The sequence below is a fragment of the Streptomyces sp. NBC_00386 genome (genome assembly GCF_036063235.1).
Classification (GTDB): domain Bacteria; phylum Actinomycetota; class Actinomycetes; order Streptomycetales; family Streptomycetaceae; genus Streptomyces.
Genome location: NZ_CP107950.1, coordinates 8281402 through 8306120 on the forward strand (window position 1 = coordinate 8281402; position 24719 = coordinate 8306120).

Genomic DNA, 24719 nt, shown 5'->3' on the forward strand with positions numbered 1-24719 from the left:
ACGCCGTCCGGAGTCGCTCTTCCCGGCGCGTGAATGACCGATCCACGACGTTCTCCGAGGAGTGCACTGTGACCTCGACCAGCCTGCCGGACAGCCTGATCGCCACCCTGCCCGGCTCCTCCTACACGGATCCGGGGACCTTCGCCCAGGAGCAGGAGCGCATCTTCGAAGCGATGTGGTTCTGCGCCGTACGCTCCTCGGATCTGGCCGAGCCCGGCGCCTTCCGGACCGTCGAGGTGGGCCGCGAGAGCATCCTGATCACGCGCGCACGGGACAACTCCATACGCGCCTTCTTCAACGTCTGCCGCCACCGTGGAGCCAAGCTCCGCACCGAGGAGGCCGGCGAGGTCAAGCGCGCCTTCCAGTGCCCCTACCACGCCTGGACGTACGACCTGACGGGCAAACTCGTCGCCGCGCCCAACCTCACCAAGATGCCCGACGTCAGCCGCACGGAGTACGGCCTGGCGGGCGTGGCGACCCATGAATGGCTCGGCTATGTGTGGGTGTGCCTCGCGGAGGACCCGCCTCCCTTCGGGGAGGTCGTGCGGGACGTCGTCGCACGCCTCGGCGACACCGAGTCGATCGAGCACTACGACATGGAGAACCTCAAGGTCGGCAAGCGGATCGTCTATGACGTCAAGGCGAACTGGAAGCTGATCGTCGAGAACTTCATGGAGTGCTACCACTGCGCCACGATCCACCCCGAACTCACCGAGGTACTACCGGAGTTCGCCGACGGGTACGCCGCTCAGTACTACGTGGGTCACGGCGCGGAGTTCGGCGCCGAGGTCAAGGGCTTCACCATTGACGGCTCCGAGGGACTGGACCGCATTCCGGGGGTCTCCCAGGAGCAGGACCGCCGCTACTACGCGATCACCGTCAGGCCGCAGGTGTTCATCAACCTCGTCCCCGACCATGTGATCTTCCACCGGATGTACCCGGTCGCCGCGGACCGCACGATCGTCGAGTGCGACTGGCTCTACCTCAGGCACGTCGTCGAAAGCGGCAAGGATGTCAGCCGGTCGGTGGAGCTCTTCGACCGCGTCAACCGGCAGGACTTCGAAGCGTGCGAGCGCTGTCAGCCCGCGATGAGCTCCCGGCTGTACGCCAAGGGCGGCGTACTGGTGCCCAGCGAGCATCACATCGGAGAGTTCCACGACTGGGTCCAGGAGCGTCTCGGGACAGGGCAGTCGCAGTAACGGCGGTTCTCGGCAGGTCGACGGCGGCGGCTGAAGGTGCCGTCGGCGGTGGCGCCTGGGCGTTCAGCCCAGGTAGCCCATCCGATGGCTGATCTCCTCCGCGCCCTTGACCAGCACCGGAGCGAGTTCGTGCATGCGCTCCTCGGTGAACCGGTATGCGGGGCCGGAGGCGCTGAGTGCCGCGATGACCTCTCCGTCCCGGTCGCGGACCGGCGCGGCCATGGCGTGGAGCCCGATCTCCAGCTCCTCCAGGGTCCAGGCGTAGCCACGCTCCCGCGCCTCGGCGAGATTCTTCTCGAGCTTCGTCTTCGAGGTCAGGGTGTGCGGGGTCACCTTCTTCAGGCCGGCCTCGGACAGTAGCGCGGCGCGCTCCTTGGCGGGCATGTGGGCCAGCAGGATCTTGCCGCTGGACGTGGCGTGCAACGGGGTCAGCTGGCCGACCCAGTTGTGCGCGGTGATGGCCCCAGGGCCGCGCACCTGGTACAGGTTGATCGCGTAGTGCTCCTGCATCACGGCGATGTTGACGGTCTCGCCGATCTCCTCGGCGAGGCGCTCGCAGACCGGGCGGCCCTGCTGGGTGATGTCGATGCGTCCCGTGACCCCGCCGGCCAGGCGTACGATGCCGAAGCCGAGGCGGTATTTGCCGCGCTCGCCCGCCTGATCCACCAGACCGCGCGCCTCCAGGGCGCCGAGCAGCCGGAACGCGGTCGACTTGTGAACATCGATCTCGGCGGCCACCTCGCTGACGCCGGCCTCGCCGCGCTGGGCCAGGATCTCCAGCACGCTGATGGCGCGGTCGACGGACTGTACCCCGCCGGGCTGCGAACCTGTCGTTTCGGTATCTGGGCTGTAGTTGCTCATAGCGAAACTATACGCGCAGTAAACAACAGCATGGCAAGTAACGGCGTCGAAACATAGGCCTTGCAAGTTGCGTTGCTCGCAACCTAGTGCGTATAGCGATACTCGTACTAGCATGCCAGGCGTATCTACGGCGCGAGCGAGACGAGGCACCATGGCTCCCCTGCAATACGACTTCGTCATCGTCGGCGGTGGATCCGCCGGCAGCGCACTGGCGAACCGGCTCTCCGCCGACCCGGGCAACCAGGTGCTGGTCCTGGAGGCCGGCCGGTCCGACTACCCGTGGGATGTCTTCATCCACATGCCCGCGGCGCTGACCTATCCGATCGGAAGCCGGTTCTACGACTGGAAGTACGAGTCCGAACCCGAGCCTCACATGGGCGACCGGCGCATCTACCACGCGCGCGGCAAGGTGCTGGGCGGTTCCAGCAGCATCAACGGCATGATCTTCCAGCGTGGCAACCCCATGGACTACGAGCGCTGGGCCGCCGATGCCGGCATGGAGTCCTGGGACTACGCGCACTGTCTGCCGTACTTCAAGCGGATGGAGAACTGTCTCGCGGCCGACCCCGACGACGAGTTCCGCGGCCACGACGGCCCCCTCGTCCTCGAACGCGGCCCCGCCTCCAACCCGCTGTTCACCGCCTTCCTCAAGGCCGTCCAGGAGGCGGGTCACCCCCGCACCGACGATGTCAACGGCTATCAGCAGGAGGGCTTCGCCCCCTTCGACCGCAACGTCCACAGGGGACGCCGTCTGTCGGCCTCGAAGGCGTACCTCAAGCCCGCGAAGAAGCGGCCCAACCTCACCGTCACCACCCGCGCCCTGGTCACCCGCGTCCTCTTCGAGGGCAAGCGTGCTGTCGGTGTCGAGTACCGGCGGCGCGGCAAGGTCCAGCAGGTGCGAGCCCGCGAGGTCATCCTCTGCGGCGGCGCGATCAACTCCCCCCAGCTGCTGCAGCTCTCCGGCGTCGGCAACGCCCAGGAACTGAGCGCGCTCGGCATCGACGTCGTCCACGACCTCCCGGGCGTCGGCGAGAACATGCAGGACCACCTGGAGGTGTACATCCAGTACGCCTGCAAGCAGCCCGTCTCCATGCAGCCGTACATGGCGAAGTGGCGCGCCCCCTTCATCGGCCTGCAGTGGCTCTTCCGCAAGGGCCCCGCCTCGACCAACCACTTCGAGGCCGGCGGTTTCGCCCGCAGCAACGAGGACGTGGACTACCCCAACCTGATGTTCCACTTCCTGCCGATCGCGGTCCGCTACGACGGCTCCTCGCCCGCCGGCGGGCACGGGTACCAGGTGCACGTCGGGCCCATGTACTCCGACGCCATCGGCTCGGTGAAGATCAAGAGCAAGGACCCGAACGAGCACCCGGCGCTGCGCTTCAACTACCTGTCCACGGAACAGGACCGCCGCGAGTGGGTCGAGTCGATCCGCGTCGCCCGCAAGCTCCTCAACCAGCCCGCGCTGGCCCCGTACAACGACGGGGAGATCTCACCGGGCCCGTCCGTGGAGAGAGACGAGGAGATCCTCGCCTGGGTCGCCAAGGAGGGTGAGACCGCCCTGCACCCCTCGTGCACCTGCAAGATGGGCACCGACGAGATGTCCGTCGTCGACCCCACCAGCATGCGCGTGCACGGTGTGGAGGGACTGCGCGTCGTCGACGCGTCGGTGATGCCCTATGTCACCAACGGCAACATCTACGCGCCGGTGATGATGATCGCGGAGAAGGCGGCCGACCTCATCCTGGACAAGGACCCGTTGGCCCCTTCCGAGGCCGCGTACTACCGGTACCGCGACGCCCAGAAGCAGGCCGGTTAGACCTTGGACGGCGAACACTTCCGGGCGCTGCTGCACAGCGTCCGCTACGAGGTGCTGCCCGCGAAGGCGACCGAGGACAAGGTCCTCGCCCATGTCCCGCGCGACGTCGTCGTCACCGTGACGGCGTCGCCGGTCAAGGGCCTGGAACCGACGCTCGACCTCGCCACCCGGCTCACGGCGCACGGCTGTCGCGTCGTCCCGCACGTGCCCGCGCGGCTGCTGCGGGACGACGCGCACCTGAAGGATGTCGTCGACCGGCTCCGGGAGGCGGGCGTCGACGACGTCTTCGTCCCGGCCGGCGACGCCGATCCGCCGGCCGGGGCCTACGACGGGGCGCTACCGGTGCTGCGCAGGCTGAGCGAGCTGGGCAGCCCCTTCGCTCATGTCGGCATCACCGGTTACCCCGAGAGCCACCCGCTCATCCACGACGACCTCACCATCCAGGCGATGTGGGACAAGCGCGCGTACGCCACGTACATCGTGAGCAACCTCTGCTTCGACCCGCGCGTGCTGGGTGACTGGGTCGGCCGGATACGCCGCCGCGACATCACCCTGCCCGTCCACGTGGGCGTCGCGGGGCCGGTGCAGCGGGCGAAGTTGCTGTCCATGGCGGCGAAGATCGGGGTGGGGGAGTCGACGCGCTTTCTGACCAAGCACGCCTCGTGGTTCCTGCGCTTCGCGACACCCGGCGGTTACTCGCCCGAGCGGCTGCTCGCCCGTTCCGCGGGCGCGCTCTCTTCTCCCTCGGCGGGGGTCGCCGGCCTGCACCTCTTCACTTTCAACCAGATCGCCGAGACCGAGCGGTGGCGCTGCGCTGTGCTTGACCGGTTGGGAGGCTAGGGCGTGTCCGGCGGATCAGGTCGGAGGAGAGCTGCGGCGCCTCATAAGCGCAGATGGGCGTGCCGGACCCCGCGTCTCCGGCATGATCCGCCGGACAGGTCCCAGGGGAGCCTCACGGGTGCCCGGGGTGCAGCGGGCCTCGCCGGGGGCTGCGCCCCCAGACCTCCCTGTCGCCTCAACGCCTCGTCCTCGAACGCCGGACGGGCTGTTTGTGTCGGCCTGCGCCCCAAGAGCCGGCGTCCGAGGCCGTATACAGCGATGGGCGGGCCGGATTCCGGCCCGCCCATCGCTCGTGCTCGGCTCAGCGGAAGACAACCGTGCGGTTGCCGTCCATCATGACGCGGCTTTCGCTGTGCCACTTCACCGCGTGTGCGAGCACCTGCGCCTCCACATCCCGCCCGACCGTGACCAGTTCGTCCGGATCGAGGGAGTGGTCCACCCGGACCACGTCCTGATCGATGATCTGTCCCTCGTCCAGGTCCGGTGTCACATAGTGCGCCGTCGCGCCGACAAGCTTCACCCCGCGCGCGTACGCCTGCTGGTAGGGGCGCGCGCCCTTGAAGCTGGGGAGGAAGGAGTGGTGGATGTTGATGGCGCGGCCCTCCAGCTGTTTGCACAGGCCGTCGGAGAGGACCTGCATGTAGCGGGCCAGCACCACCAGGTCGATGTCCAGCTCGCGCACGAGTTCCAGCAGGCGCGCCTCGGCGTCGGCCTTGGTGTCCTTGGTCACCGGGATGTGGTGGAAGGGGACGCCGTAGGTATCCGCCAGTCCCTCGAAGTCCCGGTGATTGGAGACGATCGCGGGGATCTCGATGTTGAGAGTGCCGGTGCGCTGCCGGAAGAGCAGATCGTTGAGGCAGTGTCCGAACTTGGACACCATGATGAGCGTCCGGGTCGGTGTCGAGGCGTCCCAGAGGGTCCAGGAAATCCGGTAGGCCTCGGCGACCGGACCGAATCGGTAACGCAGATTTTCCAAATCGGCGTTTGGATCGGAAACGTCGAAGTGGACCCTCATGAAGAAACGGCCCTGGAGTCGATCATCGAACTGCCGACTCTCCAGGATGTTGCCGGAGTTCCTGACGAGAAAGCCGCTCACGGCGTGGACCAGTCCGGCGCTGTCCGGACACGAGAGAGTGAGGACGTACTCACGGCCAGGATGCGGTCGAGGGGACATGCGCAGCCTCCATCGGTGCGTATTGCACAACATGGTGAGCGATACGCAACATGGTTGGGCTTGGCGCGGCTTGTGGTCAAGAGCGGCCGCGCAACTGCCCGCATGGCGAAATCGTCATCTGCCAACCCCTTGACGTATGTCCGCACATTCGCCAGGGTGTTCCACCACAAGCAATACGGTGCACGATGCGCAACGGGATTCGCTCGAAGGGCTCCACACGTGGCAGACCTGTATGTGGATGGAGAATGGCGCGACGCGGTGGCCGGAGGTCACCGGGAAATCCGCTGTCCCGCTGACGGCACGCTCGCGGCGACCGTGTCCGAGGGGACGCGTCCCGACACCGAGGCCGCGATCGCCGCGGCCCGCCGGGCCTTCGACGAAGGACCCTGGCCGCACACCCCCGAGCGGGAACGCGGTGCGCTGCTGCTGCGCACCGCCGACCTCATCGAGCGCGACGCCAAGGAATTCGCCCGCGCCGAATCGCTGGACACCGGCAAGCGGCTGGTGGAGAGCGAGTACGACATCGCCGACGTTGTCTCCTGCTTCCGCTACTACGGCGGGATCGGGGGCACCGATGCCGGCCGGGTGATCGACACCGGCCGCGACGACGCCGTCAGCCGCGTCGTCTACGAGCCGGTCGGCGTGTGCGGGCTCATCACCCCCTGGAACTACCCGCTGCTCCAGGCGTCGTGGAAGGTCGCGCCCGCCCTGCTCGCGGGCAACACGATCGTCCTCAAGCCCAGCGAGCTCACCCCCTCCACCTCGATCCTGCTGATGCGGGCCCTTGAGGAGGCCGGGCTCCCGGCCGGCGCCGCCAATCTCGTCCTGGGCGCGGGCCCCGAGGTGGGCGCACCGCTCTCCGAGGAACCGGCCGTCGACATGGTCTCCTTCACGGGAGGCCTGGAGACCGGCAAGCGCATCATGGCCACCGCCGCCTCGACGGTGAAAAAGGTGGCGCTGGAGCTCGGCGGCAAGAACCCCAACGTCATCTTCGCCGACGCCGATTTCGAGACGGCCGTGGACTTCGCCCTCACGGCCGTCTTTCTGCACTCGGGCCAGGTCTGCTCGGCAGGCGCCCGTCTGATCGTCGAGGACTCCCTCCACGACGCCTTCGTCGACGAGGTCGTCCGCCGCGCCCGGCAGATCCGCCTCGGCGGACCCTTCGACCCCGAGGCCGAGACCGGTGCCCTGATCTCCGCGCATCACCGGGAGAAGGTCGAGGCGTATGTCGCGGCGGGCCTCGCCGAAGGCGCCGTACTGCGCTGCGGCGGCGAACGCCCCGGCGACCTCGCACTGGCGAACGGCCACTACTATCCGCCCACCGTGCTCGACGAGTGCCGGCAGGACATGCGTGTCGTGCACGAGGAGTCCTTCGGTCCCGTGCTCACCGTGGAGCGCTTCCACGGCGAGGACGACGCCGTACGCATCGCCAACGACACCGAGTACGGACTCGCCGGCGCCGTCTGGACGCAGGACGCCGGAAAGGCCCAGCGGGTCGCCCGGCGGCTGCGCCACGGCACGGTGTGGATCAACGACTACCACCCCTACGTGCCGCAAGCGGAATGGGGTGGCTTCGGGCACTCGGGCGTGGGCCGGGAGCTGGGACCGACCGGCCTGGACGAGTACCGAGAGCCCAAGCACATCTGGCAGAACATCCAACCCCGGCCGCAGCACTGGTTCCGCGGCTGAACGCCGAAAAGAGATCGATCGTGACCCCAGCACAGACCGAGGTGCCGCAGCGGCGCGGCACGCCACAGGACTCGGCCCCCACCCCGGTCATATCCGTGCGCAAGCTGTGGAAGGTGTTCGGGCCGAAGGCAGACCGGGTACCGGACTCCGAGGAGCTGTGCGGGCTCACCCGCCGCGAGCTGATGGACCGCACCGGATGCACCGCCGCCGTGCGCGACGTGAACTTCGAGGTCTCGCCCGGCGAGGTCTTCGTCGTCATGGGTCTGTCCGGCTCCGGCAAGTCCACCCTGGTGCGATGTCTGACCCGGCTGATCGAACCCACCGCAGGGGAGATCGTCTTCGAGGGCGAGGACATCCGCGACGCGGACGACAAGCGTCTGCGTGAACTGCGGCGCCGCAAGTTCTCCATGGTCTTCCAGCACTTCGGGCTGCTGCCCCACCGCCGGGTCGTCGACAACGTGTCCTTCGGTCTGGAGATCCGCGGCATGAGCAAGGCCGAGCGCACCAAGCGGGCGCTGGAGGTCGTCGAACTGGTCGGCCTCTCCGGCTATGAGAACTCCTACCCCGACCAGCTCTCCGGCGGTATGCAGCAGCGCGTCGGTCTCGCCCGGGCGCTGGCCGGTGATCCGGACGTGCTGCTCTTCGACGAACCGTTCTCGGCGCTCGACCCGCTGATCCGCCGTGACATGCAGAACGAGGTCATCCGTCTGCACCACGAGGTCGGCAAGACGATGGTGTTCATCACCCACGACCTCTCCGAGGCGCTCAAACTGGGCGACCGCATCCTCATCATGCGTGACGGCAAGACGGTCCAGTGCGGTACCGGCGACGAGTTGGTAGGCGCCCCGGCCGACGACTACGTACGCGAGTTCGTCAAGGACGTGCCGCGCGGCGACGTCCTCACACTGCGGTGGATCATGCGTCCGGCGGAGCCGGACGACCCCCTGGACGGCCCCGAGCTGGGCCCGGACGTCGTGGTGCGGGAAGCCACCCGGGCGGTGCTGGCGGCCGAGAAGCCGGTCAAGGTCGTCGAGAACGGCAAGCTGCTCGGCATCGTCGGTGACGAGGAGATCCTCGCGGTGGTCGCCGGGCGGGAAGGCGACATGTGATGACCGTCGCCCTGGAGAAGCCGGAGAACGCCGACACGGCGGAGCAAGCGGAGAAGACCGCGCCCGTCGCGGGTGTGCGCAGGGTCAGCCGCCGCATGGTGGTGGCCGCGATCCTGGTGACCTGGCTGGTGCTCTTCGCCGTGCTGCGCGGAAAGCAGACCCTCACGCTGGCGGCGGCGGACCTCACCGATCTGCACCGCTGGTTCAACGACGTCAACGACACGATCGGCGCCGACCGCAACTCCAACCCGCTCTTCCTGTACTTCTTCAACGAGATCCGTCTGGTCATCGACAACCTGGTGACCTTCATCCAGTCGCTGATCTCCCAGCCTTCCGACGGCCGACCGCTGCCGCAGATCGGCTGGCTCGGCGTCGTCGGCATCGCCGGCTACATCTCCTGGGCCGTGGGCAACTGGCGGGTCGCCCTTCTGGCCGTGGCAGGCTTCACCTTCTTCGGGCTGCAGGGCCTGTGGCAGGAGAGCATGGACACCCTGGCACTGACCCTCTCCGCGGTCTTCGTGGCGCTGCTGTTCGCGATCCCGCTGGGTGTGTGGGCGGGGCTGTCCGACCGGTTCAACCGGATCATGACGCCCTTCCTGGACTTCATGCAGACGATGCCGACCTTCGTCTACCTGGCCCCCCTGACGCTGTTCTTCCTCATCGGTCCCGCCTCCGCCACGATCGCCACCCTGATCTACGCGGCACCGCCGGCGATCCGCATCACCGCGCACGCCATCCGCTCCGTACCGGAGACCACCGTCGAAGCGGCCAACTCGCTTGGCTCGACGCGGCGGCAGACGCTGCTGAAGGTCCTGCTGCCGATGTCCAAGCGGACCGTGGTGATGGGCGTCAACCAGACCATCATGGCCGCCCTGGCCATGGTGACCATCGCGGCGCTGATCGACGCACCCGGCCTCGGAAAGACCGTCGTCCAGGCCCTGCAGTCGCTGGACGTCGGCACGGCGTTCAACGCGGGCCTGGCCATTGTCGTCATGGCCATCGTCCTTGACCGGGTCACGACCGCGGCGAGCGGACGGGCGGAGGCGGCCCGGCGCTCGGGGAACCGCTTCCTCAAGTGGCGGCGACCGCTGCTGGTGGGAGGAGGAGTGGCGGCGGCGGTGCTGGTGTATCTGTCGCACACGTACGTGTGGGCGGCCGAGTTCCCCGGCGAGGGCAGCACCGGCAGCACCATCGCGAGCGCGGCGGACGATGTGACCACCTGGGCGCAGGACAATCTGTCGGGCATCACGAACGCCTTCCGCGATGCCATCACCAACGGCCTTCTCAATCCGTTCCAGACGCTGCTGACCGACTCCCCGTGGTGGCTGGTCGGCGCGGCCCTGGTGGCGCTCGGCGCGGTGCTCGGCGGATGGCGCGCCGGGGTCACCACGGCCGTGTGCGTGGGGCTGCTGGTCGGCACGGGCGTGTGGTCGGACAGTATGACGACGCTGGCGTCGACCGTGGTGGCGACGGTCCTGGTGATGGTGTTGGGTGTCACCTTCGGGGTGTGGATGGGGCGCAGCCTGCTCGTGGACCGGCTGCTGCGGCCCACCCTGGACGCTGCGCAGGTCATGCCGCCGTTCGTCTATCTCGTGCCGTTCCTCGCGCTGTTCGGCGCGACACGCTTCACGGCGATCGTCGCTGCCGTCGTCTACGCGGTTCCGGTCGCCATAAAGATCATCGCGGACGGAGTGCGGGCCGTGCCCGAGACCACCGTCGAGGCGGCCACGGCTGCCGGGTGCAACACCTGGCAGATCATCACCAAGGTTCAACTGCCGATGTCACGCAGTGCCCTGACGCTCGCGACCAACCAGGGCCTGATCTACGTGCTGTCGATGGTTGTTGTGGGCGGCCTGGTAGGAGCGGGCGCCCTCGGCTACGACGTCGTGGCCGGATTCTCGCAGGGAGAGCTGTACGGCAAGGGACTGGCGGCGGGGCTCGCCATCGTACTGCTCGGAGTCATGTTCGACCGGATCACTCAGGCAGCGGCGCGCCGTATCAGCGCATAAGGAGCACTGACCATGGCAAGGCAAGCAAGACAGTGGAGAGTCGGCGCGGCCGGCATTGCGGTCCTCGGCCTCACCCTCACCGCCTGCGGCGGTGCGAAGGTCGGTGACAGCTCCGCCGGCTCGGACAGCTCGGGCAAGTGCGGCACCTTCAACCTCGCGGTCAACCCGTGGGTGGGGTACGAGGCCGACGCGGCGGTCGTCGCCTATGTCGCGGAGCACAAGCTCGGCTGCAAGGTCACCAAGAAGGACCTGAAGGAAGAGATCGCCTGGCAGGGGTTCGGGACGGGCGAGGTCGACGCCGTTCTGGAGAACTGGGGTCACGACGATCTGAAGAAGAAGTACATCACCGGGCAGAAGACCGCCGTCGAGGCGGGTCAGACCGGCAACAAAGGCATCATCGGCTGGTACGTGCCGCCGTGGCTGGCGAAGGCGCACCCGGACATCACCGACTGGAAGAACCTCAACAAGTACGCGTCCCGGTTCAAGACCTCGGAGTCGGGCGGCAAGGGCCAGCTGCTCGACGGCGACCCGTCGTACGTCACCAACGACGAGGCGCTGGTGAAGAACCTGAAGCTGGACTTCAAGGTGGTGTACGCGGGAAGCGAGACCGCGCTCATCCAGGCCTACCGGAAGGCCGAGAAGAACAAGGAATGGGTGATCGGCTACTTCTACGAGCCGCAGTGGTTCCTGTCCGAGGTGCCGCTGGTCAAGGTCAATCTGCCCACGTACAAGACGGGCTGTGACGCCGATGCGGCGAAGGTCGCCTGCGACTATCCCGTGTACGACCTCGACAAGGTCGTCAGCGCCAAGTTCGCCAAGTCGGGCAGCCCGGCCTATGACCTGGTGAAGAAGTTCAACTGGACGAACGACGATCAGAACGTCGTGGCCAAGTACATCGCGGTGGACAAGATGTCGGCCGACGCCGCGGCGAAGAAGTGGGTCGAGGCCAACCCCGACAAGGTCGACGCCTGGATCAAGTAGGGCGCGACACGGCTCCGTCTCCGGCACCCCTCCGGAGCTGGGCCGTCGACGCACGAGCGACCCGGAAACCCGCCGGACGGGCCCGGCAGGCTGCGCTGGCAGCCTGCCGGGCCTCGTCGCGTTTCGGGCTGTTCTCCGACGTCACGGACCCCTTGACACCCGCTCCTCGTGACAGGCACATTGAGTTGCGCAACCTGAAGCATGTTGCGCAGACAGCAACTTGATTGCTTTCAAGTCGGAGGTGCGGCGATGGCGGGACCCCGAGTGGTCATCATCGGAGCGGGCGTCGTGGGAGCGGCGCTGGCCGACGAGATTTCCGCGCGAGGCTGGACCGAAGTGACCGTGGTCGACCAGGGCGCGCTCCCTGCCACCGGGGGATCGTCGTCGCACGCCCCGGGCCTGGTCTTCCAGACGAACTCCTCCAAGACCATGACCGAGTTGGCCCGCTACACGGTCGAGAAGTTCTGTTCCCTCGACGTCGACGGCCGGCCCTGCTTCCTGCAGGTCGGCGGCCTCGAAGTGGCGACCACCCCCGAGCGCGTCGCGGAGCTGCACCGCCGCCACGGCTGGATCACCGCCTGGGGCAGCGAGGCCCGGCTGCTGAGCCCCGAAGAGTGCGTCGAGCAGCACCCGCTCGTGAACCCGGCCAAGGTCCTCGGCGGCCTCCTGGTACCGACCGACGGCCTCGCGAAGGCCGTCCTCGCCGTCGAGGCGCAGATCCGCCGGGCCACCGAGCGCGGTGTGCGTTTCCTCGCCCGCCACGAAGTCCTCGACGTGCGGCAGAGCGAGGGTCGCGTCATCGGCGTCCTCACCGACCAGGGCGAGATCCCCGCCGACATCGTCGTGTGCTGCGCCGGCATCTGGGGCCCGAAGATCGCCCGCATGGTCGGCATGAACCTCCCGCTCACCCCCCTCGGCCACCAACTGGCCTGGACCGGGCCGGTACCGGCGCTGGCGGGCCAGACCGAGGAGGCGGTGCGCCCGATCCTGCGCCACCAGGACGCCGATCTCTACTACCGCGACCGCTTCGACACCCTGGGCATCGGCTACTACGGCCACCGTCCGATGCCGGTCTCCGTCGACGACATCCTGTCCGTGGACGAGGCCGACGAGATGCCGTCGGTCCTGAAGTTCACCGAGGACGACTTCGAGGACGCCTGGACCGAGACCCAGTCCCTGCTCCCCGCGACGCGCGAGGCCAAGGTCGAGGAGGGCATCAACGGTCTGTTCTCCTTCACCACCGACGGCCAGCCGCTCCTCGGTGAATCCCCGGACGTCAAGGGCTTCTGGGTCGCCGAGGCCGTCTGGGTCACCCACTCCGCCGGCGTCGGCCGGGCCATGGCCGAATGGCTGGTCGACGGCTACTGCTCGTCCTTCGACCTGCACGAGTGCGACGTCAACCGCTTCGAGCCGCACCAGCTCGCCCCGGAGTACGTCCTGGCCCGCGACTGCCAGAACTTCGTCGAGGTCTACGACATCCTGCACCCCCTCCAGCCGTCGGGGGACCCGCGCCCGATCCGCACGAGCCCCTTCTACGCGCGCCAGCAGGAACTGGGCGCCTTCTTCCTGGAGACGAACGGCTGGGAGCGCCCCCAGTGGTACGAGGCCAACGCGGGCCTGGTCGAGGGCCGTTCCATCCCCACGCCCAACGACTGGGCCGCGCGCTACTGGTCGCCCATCGTCGGCGCCGAGGCACAGGCCACCCGTGAGACCGTCGCGATGTACGACATGACGGCCCTCAAGCGCCTGGAAGTCAGCGGCCCCGGTGCCGCCGACTTCCTGGAGCGCCTGTGCACCGGCAAGATCGCCAAGTCGGTCGGTTCGGTGACGTACACCCTGCTCCTCGACCACGACGGTGGCATCCGCAGCGACATCACCGTCGCCCGCCTGGCCCGCGACCTCTTCCAGGTCGGCGCCAACGGCAACCTGGACCTCGACTGGTTCACCCGCCACCTCCCCGCCGACGGCACGGTCCAGGCCCGTGACATCACCCCGGGCACCTGCTGCATCGGCCTGTGGGGACCGCTCGCCCGCAAGGTCCTGGGGCCCCTCACCGACGCGGACTTCTCGAACGACGGCCTGAAGTACTTCCGCGCCAAGCGCGCCTACATCGGCTCGGTGCCCGTCACCGCCATGCGGTTGTCGTACGTCGGTGAGCTCGGCTGGGAGCTCTACACCACCGCCGACCAGGGCCGGAAACTCTGGGACACCCTGTGGCAGGCGGCCGAGCCGCTCGGCGGCGTCATCGCCGGCCGCGGCGCCTTCAACAGCCTGCGCCTGGAGAAGGGCTACCGCTCCTTCGGCACCGACATGACCTACGAACACGACCCCTACGAGGCCGGGGTCGGCTTCGCCGTCAAGCTCGACAAGGACGACTTCATCGGCAAGGCCGCGCTGGAGCGGCGCAAGGCCGACGTGCGGCGCAAGCTCACCTGCCTCACCATCGACGACCCGGGGGCCGTCGTCCTGGGCAAGGAGCCGGTGTACGACGGCGACCGCCCCGTCGGCCATGTCACCAGCGCCGCCTACGGCTACACGATCGGCAAGGCCATCGCCTACGCGTGGCTCCCGGCGGAACTCGCCACCCCCGGTACCACCGTGCACATCGGCTACTTCGACCAGCGCGTCGAGGCGGTCGTCGCCGAGGAGCCCCTGTTCGACCCGACCATGTCCCGCCTCCGTGGCTAGCACGACATCGTCGGCTTCGAGGGAAGGAGTACCGCCAGTGACCGCACAGCTGCTCGACGGCAAGGCGACCGCCGCCGCGATCCGTCGTGAACTCGCCGAACACGTGGCCGAGTTGACGGCCACCGACAGTCACCCGCCCGGGCTCGGCACGGTCCTGGTCGGCGACGACCCCGGCAGCCATGCCTACGTCGGTGGCAAGCACCGTGACCGCGCGCAGATCGGTGTCGCCTCCATCCGCCGCGAACTGCCCGCCGATGCCACGCAGGGCAGGTCGAGGGCGTGATCGACGAGCTCAATGCCGATCCGGCCTGCACCGGCTACATCGTCCCGCTCCCGCTCCCGCGCCACCTGGACGCGAACGCCGTCCTGGAACGCATGGACCCGGCCAAGGGCACCGACGGCCTGCGCCCTGTCAGCCTCGGCCGGCTCGCCCTCGGCGTCGATGCCCCTATGCCGTGCACCCCGCGCGGCATCCGCAACGCCGTGCCCTTCGACCCGCGCCCGCCCATGGTCACCTCGGGACTGCGTATCGGCACCCCGGCGCCGGCCACCCGAGGCTTCACGGATGACGACTTCGAAGAGGTCTCCGATGTGATCGCCCTGACCCTCCAGCCCGAGCCCGACATCGCCGCCCTGCGCGCCCGCAGCGAGGCGCTGGCCGCCAAGCACCCGCTCTACCCGCACCTTTCAGAAGCAGAAGCAGAAGCAGAAGCAGAAGCAGAAGCACAAGAAGCCGGAGAAGTCCGATGAGCCCCCGTACCCCCGGCGCCGAGCTCCCCGAGCACCCCGACTGGCTGTGGCGCACGCCGGAGCCCAAGCGGTCGTACGACGTGGTGATCGTCGGCGGCGGCGGCCACGGCCTCGCCACCGCCCACTATCTGGCGAAGAACCACGGCATCACCAACGTCGCCGTGCTGGAGAAGGGCTGGCTGGCGGGCGGCAACATGGCCCGCAACACCACGATCATCCGTTCCAACTACCTGTGGGACGAGAGCGCCGGGATCTACGAGCACGCGCTCAAGCTGTGGGAGGGACTGGAGGAGGAGCTCGACTACCCGATCCTCTTCTCCCAGCGCGGTGTGCTCAACCTCGCCCACAGCCTTCAGGACGTCCGCGACAGCGTGCGCCGCGTCGAGGCGAACCGGCTCAACGGCGTGGATGCCGAGTGGCTCGACGAGCGGCAGGTCAAGGACGTCTGCCCGATCGTCAACATCTCGCCCGACGTGCGCTATCCGGTCATGGGCGGCACCTACCAGCCGCGCGCCGGCATCGCCAAACACGACCACGTCGCCTGGGGCCTGGCCCGCTCCGCCGACGCGGCCGGCATCGACATCATCCAGAACTGCGAGGTCACGGGCCTCGACATCGTCGGCGGCCGGGTCGTAGGAGTGCAGACGACGCTCGGCCCGATCGCGGCGGGGAAGGTGGCGCTCTGCTCGGCCGGCCACACCTCGGTGCTCGCCGCCATGGCCGGCATCGAACTGCCGCTGCAGAGCCACCCGTTGCAGGCGCTCGTCTCCGAGCTCCTCGAACCGGTGCACCCGACGGTCGTCATGTCCAACGCGGTCCATGTGTACGTCAGCCAGGCCCACAAGGGCGAGCTGGTGATGGGCGCGGGCATCGACTCGTACAACTCCTACACCCAGCGCGGCGCCTTCCACATCATCGAAGAACAGATGTCCGCCGCCCTGGAACTCTTCCCGGTCTTCGCCCGCGCCCATGTGCTGCGCACCTGGGGCGGCATCGTCGACGTCAGCCCCGACGCCTCACCCATCGTCGGACTCACCCCGGTCGACAACCTCTACCTGAACTGCGGGTGGGGCACCGGCGGATTCAAGGCCACCCCGGGCGTCGGCTGGGTCTACGCCCACACCATCGCCCACGACACCCCTCACCACCTCAACGCCCCCTTCTCGCTCGACCGTTTCACCACCGGCGCGCTCGTCGACGAGCACGGCGCGGCCGCGGTGGCCCACTAGGGAGCCGAACCCATGCTGCTCATCCCATGCCCCTGGTGCGGGCCCCGTGACGAGGCCGAGTTCCACTACGGCGGCCAGGCACACGTGCCCTACCCCGAGGACTCCGCCGCCCTGACCGACGAGGAGTGGGCGCGCTACCTCTTCTTCCGCGACAACCCCAAGGGCCCGTTCGCCGAACGCTGGAGCCACGCGGCCGGATGCCGCCGCTGGTTCAACGCGGTGCGCGACACGGCGACGAACGAGATTCTCTCCGTGTACCGCTCGGGCGAGCCGAGGCCGGACAATTCCACCCGGCCCGGGTTGTGGGCAGGCGTTCTGCAGGGCGGATCAGGTGGGCACAACCCACCCACGGCCCCGCAGTCGTCGACGGACCCCGCGGGGTCCGGGACGGCAGCCCCGGTTTCGGGAAGGGGCGGGCCTGGGGAAGAGACCACTCCCGTCGCCACCCAACCGTTCCGGCTGCCCACCGGCGGCCGAGTCCACCGCGGTGAGCGCCTCCGCTTCACCTTCGACGGTACGCAGTACGAGGGCTTCCGAGGGGACACCCTCGCCTCCGCCCTCCTCGCCAACGGCGTCATCGAGGCCGGCACGAGCATCAAGCTCGGCCGCCCGCGCGGCATCTTCTCGGCCGGTGTCGAGGAGCCCAACGCCGTCATCCAGATCGAGGCACCCTTCCCCGAGCCGATGCTGCCCGCGACGACCGTCGAACTGTACGACGGTCTGGTGGCGAGCAGCCTGCCCGGTCAGGGACGCCTCGCCACCGAACCGGACCCCGCCCGCTACGACGCCGTCCACGCGCACTGCGACCTGCTCGTGGTCGGCGCCGGACCGGCCGGACTCGCCGCCGCGGCAGCCGCCGCGCGCAGCGGAGCGCGCGTCATCCTCGCCGACGACCGGCCGGAGCTGGGCGGCAGTCTGCCGGGGTCGGGCGAACTCCTCGACTGGGCGGAAGAGATCGGCGCGCTCCTCGAAGTCGCGCCCGAGGTGAGCGTGCTGCGTCGCACCACGGTCTTCGGCCACTACGACGACAACCACCTCCTCGCCGTCGAGCGCCGCACCAGTCACCTCGGCGCCGAGGCCCCGGAGCATGTCTCCCGCGAGCGTGTCTGGCGCATCCGCGCCCGTCGCGTCGTGCTCGCCACCGGCGCCCACGAGCGTTCGCTGGCCTTCGCGGACAACGACCGCCCCGGTGTGATGCTGGCCGCCTCGGCCCGCGCCTACGTCAACCGCCACGGCGTCCTTCCCGGCCGCCGCGCCGTCGTCTTCACCACCAACGACAGCGCCTACGCCGCCGCGCTGGATCTCGCGGCGGCGGGCGTGGAAGTCGCGGCGATCGTCGATACCCGGCCCGAGCCGGGGGAGTGGGCGCGCCGTGTCCGGGAGTCCGGGATCGAGGTGCTGAGCGGACACGCCGTGGTCGGCACCGAAGGCGACCCGCGGCTCACCGCCGTGACGGCCGCTCCGTACGGGGAGCCGGCAGGGACCCGGGAGTTCGCCGCCGACCTGCTGCTGGTCTCCGGCGGCTGGAACCCCGTGGCGCACCTGTTCAGCCAGGCGGGTGGAAAGCTGCGCTACGACGACACACTCGGCTCCTTCGTCCCCGGCACCTGCCGCCAGGCCGTCGAGGTCGCGGGCAGCGCGAACGGCGTTCTCGACCTGGCCGGGGTCCTCGCGCAGGGCGCGGCCGCCGGTGCCCGCGCGATCGAGGCCGAGGGCTACGCCTCCGAGGCGCCCCGCCTCCCCGAGGTGACCGCCGAACCGCACTCGCCCGCCATGCAGGTCTTCCTCGTCCCCGGCCCCGCCGGCGCACCCCGTTTCGTCGACCTCCAGCGCGATGTCACCGTCGACGACCTGACCCGCGCGACCGGCGCCGGCCTGCGCTCGGTCGAGCACACCAAGCGCTACACCACGGCTGGCACCGCCAACGACCAGGGCAAGACCTCCGGAGTTCTGGCCGGCGGCGTCGTCGCCGAACTGCTCGGGGTGGACGTCTCGGCCCTCGGCACGACGACGTTCCGGCCGCCCTACACTCCCGTCTCCTTCGCCACCCTCGCGGGCCGCGACCGCGGCGCACTGCACGACCCGATCCGTACGACCGCTCTGCATGACTGGCACGTCATGCACGGCGCCCTGTTCGAGAACGTCGGTCAGTGGAAGCGGCCCTGGTACTACCCGCAGGACGGCGAGGACATGGAGACCGCCGTGCTGCGCGAGTGCGCCGCCGCCCGCGACGGCGTCGCCTTCATGGACGCCTCCACCCTCGGCAAGATCGACGTACAGGGCCCGGACGCCGCCGTCTTCCTGGACCGGCTCTACACCAACATGATGAGCACCCTGAAGGTCGGCATGATCCGCTACGGCGTCATGTGCCACCTGGACGGCATGATCTTCGACGACGGCACCGTCATCCGCCTCGCCCAGGACCGTTTCCTGGTCACCACGACGACGGGCAACGCGGCCGCCGTACTGGACTGGATGGAGGAATGGCTGCAGACCGAATGGCCCGGGCTGCGCGTCCACTGCACCTCCGTCACGGAACAGTGGGCCACCGTCGCCCTGGTCGGCCCCCGTTCCCGCGAGGTGCTGGGGACGCTCGCGCCGACGCTGGCGGTGGACAACGACAGCTTCCCGTTCATGGCGTGGCGGGACACGACCGTCGCGGGCGTCGAGGCCCGGGTGTGCCGGATCAGCTTCTCCGGCGAACTGGCCTATGAGATCAATGCGTCACCGTGGGAGGCGCTCGCCCTGTGGGAGGCGCTGTACGAGGCCGGTGCCCCGTTCGGCATCACCCCGTACGGCACCGAGACCATGCACGTCCTGCGCGCGGAGAAGGGCTACCCGATCATCGGCCAGGACACCGACGGCACCGTCACTCCGCACGACCTCGGCATGAGCTGGGCGGTGTCGAAGAAGAAGCCCGACTTCATCGGCAAGCGCTCCTACGCCCGCGCCGACGCCGTCCGCCCCGACCGCAAGCACCTGGTCGGCCTGCTCCCGGAGGATCCGGGCGCCTTCCTCCCCGAAGGCACGCAACTGGTTGCTGACAGCGTGCTGCCCGCCCCGCCCGTCCCGATGCTCGGCCACGTCACCTCCAGTTACCGCAGCGCGGCGCTCGGCCGGACCTTCGCCCTCGCCCTGGTCAAGGGCGGCCGGGACCGCATCGGCGAGCGGCTCTACGCCCCCGTGGGCGACCGGCTGGTTCCGGTGACCGTCGCAAGCCCCGTCCTCTACGACCCCGAGGGAGCCCGCCGCGATGGCTGACACCGCCCTTACCATCTCGCGCCGCAGTCCCCTGTCGCATGCCGCCGACCGCCTGGCCGCCGCGACGCGCGCCTCCGGGGGCGCGGTCCGGCTGGCCGAACTCCCCTTCCTGGCCCAGGTCAACGTCCGGCTCGACGCCAAGGGAGCGGCAGCGGACGCCGTCGGGCTCGCGCTGGGCCTCCAGCTGCCCCTCGAACCCAACACCGTCGTACGCGCCGGCGAGCTGACCGCTGTGTGGCTGGGCCCCGACGAATGGCTGGTGGTGGGCCCGACCGGCGGTCAGCGGGATTTGGAGAGCCGGATCAGGGCGGCGAGCGGCGACGAGCCCGTGGCTGTCACCGACGTCTCCGCCCAGCGCACCACCCTCCTCGTCACGGGTCCACGCGCCCGTGACCTGCTGGCACATGGCTGCCCCCTGGATCTGCACCCGCGTGTCTTCGGAGCCGGGTGCTGCGCCCAGACCACCCTGGCCCGCACACAGATCGTGCTGGTCGCCAGGGACGAACCCAAGGCCGGATTCTGGGTACTGGTCCGTTCGTCCTTTGCCGGCTACCTGACGGACTGGCTGCTGGACGCGGCGGCGGAATACGTCTGAACGAGCTCAACAGGGCGTGATATCCACAGGAGATGGGAGGTGTCCGCGACCGACAGGCCGATGCTGTCAGGATCCGTCGCCGTGCCCGCTGCGGCGCTCCTGTGCAGCGTGTGTCGGTGCGGGCGATCGTGTCTGCGTGTCTGCGTGTCTGCGTGCGCGACGCGGCGACAGACAAAGCGCAGAACATTTGCGGGCGGCCTTCGACGCGGTTGGCCCGTTGTTGCTGATCGGCTGGGCCGACGCCGGCACACCGGCGGCGCCGGGGGACAGGCTTGGCCATACCGAGGGTGACTGCATAATGTGCGATCAGCCGAACCCGGTACCTGGACCGACGACGATGAGCTCCTTGAGTGTGTCCGGGCGGAAGATGCCCGGGCACTGGCAGACCCATCGGCAGCCGACCTCTGCGGAGACGCTCCGCCCGCGCATCGGTGCCGCACGATCCCGCTCCCTGGTTCGCCCTCTTGCGTGCAGGAAGCGCGCCTGAAACCGGCAGGGGGCTCCGGGCTGTGCCCCGCTAGGCAGACCGAAAGGCGTGCGGTGACCGGGGGCGGCGAAAGACGCCGCTGGAGGGTTGGTCGGTTCAGGCTCATCCCCGGGATGGTTGTTGCGAGGGGTTAAATAGCGAACCAGTAACTGCTTAGTAGCTGTTGACCTGCAAAACTGGACTCTGCCCCGGCCCCGCACTCCGGAGCAGGCCGACCGATGGACCTGGCTGGTCATCGCCACCTACACCCAACTCCGCCTTGCCCGCTCCCTGGTGGCCGACCATCGGCTGCCCTGGGAACAGCCTTTGCCGCAGACCCAGCTCACACCCGGCCGCGTCCGCCGACGATTTCGTCACGTCCAGGCAGCAGTGGGAACACCGGCCAAGCCGCCACAACCCTGCGGACGCTCCGCAGGCCGTCCACAAGGCACCCGACGAGGCCCAGCCATCCGCCATCCCGCAGTCAAAACAGCCGCAAGACCTGCGATCCGACACTCACAGGGATAAAAGCGAAGCTTAGAGGTCCTAACAGAAGCTATTGATCATGTGACTTTCGGCTTGGGTGGTCGTTGGCCTGGTCGTGGGGAAACGTCAGTCGCGGCCGTGGATCGTGTCGGATGAACTGTGGTCGCTGATCGAACCGTTGCTGCCCGAGCCGGGTCCGAAGCTGGTCGAGGGCAGACCGCGGATACCGGACCGGCAGGCCTTGTGCGGGATCCTGTTCGTGCTGCACACCGGCATCCAGTGGGAGTACCTGCCGCAGGAGCTGGGCTTCGGCTCGGGGATGACGTGCTGGCGGCGCCTGGCCGCGTGGAACGAGGCCGGGGTGTGGGACGAACTGCATCTGGTGCTGATGAAGAAGCTGCGGGCCGCGAAAAAGCTGGACCGGTCGCGGGCGGTGATCGATTCCTCCCACGTGCGAGCTGCTCGGCGGGGCCCCAAAGCGGACCAGCCCGGTCGACCGCGCGCGGCCGGGCAGCAAGCACCACGTCGTCACCGACGCCCAGGGCATCCCGCTCGCGGTGTCACTGACCGGCGGAAACCGCAACGACGTCACGCAGTTGCTGCCACTGCTGGACAAGATTCCGGCGGTAGCAGGCGTCGTCGGCCGGCCCAGACGCAGACCCGATGCCCTGCTCGCCGACCACAAGTACCGCCGCCTGCTCTGGGACCGCGACATCCGCCCGGTCATCGCCGAACGAGGCGTGGAACACGGCTCCGGCCTGGGCATTTTCCGCTGGGTGGTAGAGCGCACGATCGCCTGGCTGCACGACTTCCGACGACTGCGGATCCGTTGGGAGCGACGCGACGACATCCACGAGTCCTTCCTCGGCCTCGCCACCTGCCTGATCACTCACCGGCACGTCCAACGCCTTTGTTAGGACCTCTAAATCCGCTGCTCCTTGGATCGTGCGCCGACCGAGGTGCGGGAGGAACTGCCCGTACAGAAAATGGCCCGCAGCGTTCGTGCTGCCGGAGGTAGGGCGGCCAGTGAAGACCGTGGATCCGTGGACGCCGCAGTAGCTGCGGGACAATCACCGCTCGGTGTGTGAGCCGGGGGACTGAGCATGCTTGGCGTTTCTCGTCTGTCGCTGCGGCGTTACTGTCGTAGCGGCGATGAGCGCGGCGACGGCGGCGAGCGCGAGCACGGTGAATATGTGTGGGTATCCGCCGAGCGGTGCGGCCATGGCGGCACCGGCGAAGGGGGCCGGGCTGAGGCTGCGGTTGCCGGGGCTGTGAGGAGTCCGGACAGGTGGCCGTAGTGAGTGGTGCCCCAGCGGTCGGTGACGGCAGTGGACTGGCGCAGGGTCCGAAGGCAGCTGTTTTTTGCCGCCGTGCACCTCACATACCGATGATGAGTCGGCTGGCCTGCCTCGGGACAGCCGCAGTGAGCTGCGAGGCGCCGCCCTCGGACTCCCATACCCTCTCCGCGTCCCGCACCTGGATGGGCACGGAAACGTCGTGCGGGGCCCGGTCGGCGGTGATGAGCGAGCTCGCGGTCAGTGGCGGGCCGCCGTATTCGGATGCCGCCGTCATCAGACGTGCAGCTGCTTCCGGGCCGGTCTCGGGCGGGATCACCAGCAGGTCCCAGCGGCCGGTGCCGTAGGACAACAGAAGAAGCTTGTGCGGGTCGATCTCCGGAGTGAACCAGCCGACCTTCACGACATGACCGCGGACGGGCACCTTGTGCGGGATGACCGGCCAGTGCTCGGGGTTGACGGCGACATGGGTGATGCGGCCCCACAGGGGGTCCAAGACATCAGTCAGTGCGGGCAGTTCGCGCAGCAGGTCGCGGGAGCGCGGCCACCAGGCGCCGTCCAGGATTCCACGGGAGGGCGCGTCGGCCTTCAGCGCGAGACGGGCGGGAGGAGCTGCGACGGGTGCGAGCCGAGGCAGGGGTGCTTCGAAGGTCGCGGTCATGATGAGGACCCGTCTCCGGGCCGCCCCTGGAGTTGCGGCCCGGGTTTCGCCTTTCGCCGGGAACGACCCGGCGTGGAAGCCGGTGTGCGAAATGCCCTCGGTGCCTTCACCGTACTCCTTCAGTCTTCCTGGACTTGCCGCGGCTGTCGTACCGGCAGGAGTACGGTGAAGACGTCGAGGGCACGTCGTACGCCGGTGATCGCACAGGCCTCGTCCTCGTCGCAAGAGAGATGCGGGCCGCCCAGGTCCGGGCAGGTTCCGCCTAGTGACATCCGAAGCCGCGCACTGCCCACCCCGCTCCGAGGCCACGCACGAGCGAGCAGGGCCGGGTGGAAGCCCGTATGGTCGCCGCGGACTGTGAAGCGGTTCGGCGCGTCGCGGACGCGCTCTGGTCGCCTTCCGCCGGTGACGAGCAGCGTCGCGGGCCCCTCGGGAACGGGGACGCGACTGCACCTCACAGCGGACGCCTCGCACGCAGCGGGTCCGCTCCGCTCCTGGCTCGACTTCCGCGGACTGCCCGCCGATCGCACCCACCCACCCGCCGTCGAAGAGGCGCAGCCCAAGACCCCGGCCGCACTGTCGTCCCCGAGGTCAAGGACCGCCCATGTCTCTCCAGTCTCTCCGTCCCCCGTCCGCCGCTCAGCCGGAAAGTGCCCCGCCGCTCATGGAGTACGACGGGAGGGCACCCTTTCCGTGCGGCGGAACCACGTGCGAGCGCACCGGCAACGAGCGGCTGTCCCTGACGATCACGGCGTTGATCGTCTTCCTGCCGTTCCTGGCACTCGGTCTGGCCGGCTGGTTGCTGTGGGGGCGCCTGATCCATCCTGTCGACGTCCTGCTCGCCACGGTGCTCTACACGGTCACGGGCCTCGGCGTCACCGTCGGCTTCCACCGGGGCCTGACCCACGGTGGCTACCGGGCCGTACGGCCACTGCGCATCGCGCTCGCGACGGCCGGGTCGATGAGCTTCCAGGGTGACGTGATCGGCTGGGTCGCCATCCACCGCCGCCACCACGCCTTCACCGACCGGCCGGGCGATCCGCACTCTCCGTACCGCTACGGCACTTCTGTGCGCGGTCAGTTGCGGGGGCTGGTGGACGCCCACGTCGGCTGGCTGTTCCGCAACGAGCCCACATCCGCGGCGCGTTACGCTCCCGACCTCGTCGCCGACCGCGACATCCGGGCCGTGTCCCGGGCCTTCCCGGCCCTGTGTGTGCTCACCCTCGTCCTCCCCTTCGCCGCGGGCAGGCTGATCGGCGGCACCTGGGCGTCCGCTCTGACCGCCCTGCTGTGGGCGGGACTCGTCCGCATCGCCCTGCTCCACCACGTCACCTGGAGCGTGAACTCCCTCTGCCATGTGATCGGCGAGCGTCCGTTCCGCACCCGTCTCCACGACCGCTCCACCAACCTGTGGCCTCTGGCCCTGCTCTCCTTCGGAGAGAGCTGGCACAACCTCCACCACGCCGACCCCACCAGCGCCCGGCACGGCGTCGACCGCGGCCAGCTCGACCCCTCCGCCGCCGTCATCCGCCTCTTCGAACGCCTCGGCTGGGCCAAGGACGTGCGCTGGCCCACCCCGGACCGTATCGCCGCCCGTCGCGCGTGAA

At 69.0% G+C, this 24719-nt stretch carries 16 protein-coding genes and 3 pseudogenes; 15 read left to right on the forward strand and 4 right to left on the reverse strand.

Annotation, left to right across the window (positions count from 1 at the left end; all coding sequences use genetic code 11):
- Positions 1–68: 68 nt before the first annotated feature.
- Positions 69–1199 carry an aromatic ring-hydroxylating oxygenase subunit alpha gene (locus OG780_RS36445; RefSeq protein WP_328455424.1) on the forward strand — a complete coding sequence of 377 codons (1131 nt, stop codon included), beginning with the start codon at positions 69–71 and terminating at the stop codon, positions 1197–1199.
- A 63-nt stretch (positions 1200–1262) separates the two neighbouring features.
- Here OG780_RS36445 and OG780_RS36450 read toward each other — a convergent pair whose 3' ends face one another.
- Positions 1263–2060: an IclR family transcriptional regulator gene (locus OG780_RS36450; RefSeq protein WP_328455426.1), complete on the reverse strand. Its 798-nt coding sequence runs from the start codon at positions 2058–2060 to the stop codon at positions 1263–1265.
- A 151-nt stretch (positions 2061–2211) separates the two neighbouring features.
- On the opposite strand from OG780_RS36450, the gene betA reads away from it, so the two are divergent.
- On the forward strand, positions 2212–3879 hold the full coding sequence (betA, locus tag OG780_RS36455) for a choline dehydrogenase (RefSeq protein ID WP_328455428.1): 1668 nt from the start codon (positions 2212–2214) through the stop codon (positions 3877–3879).
- Between the two features lie 3 nt (positions 3880–3882).
- The gene (locus OG780_RS36460; RefSeq protein WP_326789227.1) at positions 3883–4719 is read left to right on the forward strand and encodes a 5,10-methylenetetrahydrofolate reductase; all 837 of its coding nucleotides are present in this window, start codon (positions 3883–3885) and stop codon (positions 4717–4719) included.
- A gap of 301 nt (positions 4720–5020) precedes the next feature.
- On the opposite strand, the gene purU is transcribed toward OG780_RS36460, so the two are convergent.
- Positions 5021–5893: a formyltetrahydrofolate deformylase gene (purU, locus tag OG780_RS36465; protein ID WP_328455431.1), complete on the reverse strand. Its 873-nt coding sequence runs from the start codon at positions 5891–5893 to the stop codon at positions 5021–5023.
- A gap of 219 nt (positions 5894–6112) precedes the next feature.
- Between purU and OG780_RS36470 the strand changes: the two genes are divergently transcribed.
- The 11 genes and pseudogenes from OG780_RS36470 (at position 6113) to OG780_RS36520 (ending at position 22073) form a co-directional block, all read left to right on the forward strand.
- Positions 6113–7582, forward strand: coding sequence for an aldehyde dehydrogenase family protein (locus OG780_RS36470; protein WP_328455433.1), 1470 nt, complete (start codon positions 6113–6115; stop codon positions 7580–7582).
- Between the two features lie 20 nt (positions 7583–7602).
- Positions 7603–8691 carry a quaternary amine ABC transporter ATP-binding protein gene (locus tag OG780_RS36475; RefSeq protein ID WP_328455435.1) on the forward strand — a complete coding sequence of 363 codons (1089 nt, stop codon included), beginning with the start codon at positions 7603–7605 and terminating at the stop codon, positions 8689–8691.
- A complete protein-coding gene (locus tag OG780_RS36480) occupies positions 8691–10700 on the forward strand; it encodes an ABC transporter permease (RefSeq protein ID WP_328455437.1) in 2010 nt (669 codons plus the stop codon). The genes OG780_RS36475 and OG780_RS36480 overlap by 1 nt, the downstream gene beginning before the upstream one ends.
- Positions 10701–10712: 12 nt before the next feature.
- Positions 10713–11681, forward strand: a complete 969-nt coding sequence (locus tag OG780_RS36485; protein ID WP_328455439.1) for an ABC transporter substrate-binding protein — start codon at positions 10713–10715, stop codon at positions 11679–11681.
- A 249-nt stretch (positions 11682–11930) separates the two neighbouring features.
- Positions 11931–14369: a GcvT family protein gene (locus OG780_RS36490; RefSeq protein WP_328455441.1), complete on the forward strand. Its 2439-nt coding sequence runs from the start codon at positions 11931–11933 to the stop codon at positions 14367–14369.
- Between the two features lie 103 nt (positions 14370–14472).
- Positions 14473–14705: pseudogene (locus OG780_RS44755) on the forward strand (tetrahydrofolate dehydrogenase/cyclohydrolase catalytic domain-containing protein); the annotation flags it as partial.
- A gap of 138 nt (positions 14706–14843) precedes the next feature.
- Positions 14844–15119: pseudogene (locus OG780_RS36500) on the forward strand (hypothetical protein); the annotation flags it as partial.
- Positions 15116–16348 (forward strand): sarcosine oxidase subunit beta family protein, encoded by a 1233-nt coding sequence (locus tag OG780_RS36505; RefSeq protein ID WP_099918837.1) that lies wholly within the window; start codon positions 15116–15118, stop codon positions 16346–16348. The pseudogene OG780_RS36500 and the gene OG780_RS36505, both read left to right, overlap by 4 nt.
- Before the next feature lie 12 nt (positions 16349–16360).
- Positions 16361–19609, forward strand: a complete 3249-nt coding sequence (locus tag OG780_RS36510) for a sarcosine oxidase subunit delta family protein (protein WP_328455445.1) — start codon at positions 16361–16363, stop codon at positions 19607–19609.
- Entirely contained in the window at positions 19602–20204 is a 603-nt protein-coding gene (locus OG780_RS36515) for a sarcosine oxidase subunit gamma (RefSeq protein WP_328455447.1), read from the forward strand. Before OG780_RS36510 ends, OG780_RS36515 begins: the two co-directional genes overlap by 8 nt.
- Before the next feature lie 1067 nt (positions 20205–21271).
- A protein-coding gene (locus OG780_RS36520; RefSeq protein WP_443062253.1) for an IS5 family transposase occupies positions 21272–22073 on the forward strand; the annotation gives its coding sequence in 2 pieces (ribosomal slippage) (positions 21272–21639 and positions 21638–22073; 804 coding nt in all).
- Between the two features lie 153 nt (positions 22074–22226).
- Here OG780_RS36520 and OG780_RS36525 read toward each other — a convergent pair.
- A pseudogene (locus tag OG780_RS36525) lies at positions 22227–22501 on the reverse strand (MFS transporter); the annotation flags it as partial.
- A gap of 32 nt (positions 22502–22533) precedes the next feature.
- Entirely contained in the window at positions 22534–23112 is a 579-nt protein-coding gene (locus tag OG780_RS36530; RefSeq protein WP_328455448.1) for a DUF5994 family protein, read from the reverse strand.
- 664 nt (positions 23113–23776) lie between these two features.
- On the opposite strand from OG780_RS36530, the gene OG780_RS36535 reads away from it, so the two are divergent.
- Positions 23777–24718 carry an acyl-CoA desaturase gene (locus OG780_RS36535; protein ID WP_328455450.1) on the forward strand — a complete coding sequence of 314 codons (942 nt, stop codon included), beginning with the start codon at positions 23777–23779 and terminating at the stop codon, positions 24716–24718.
- The last annotated feature ends 1 nt before the right edge of the window (position 24719 follow it).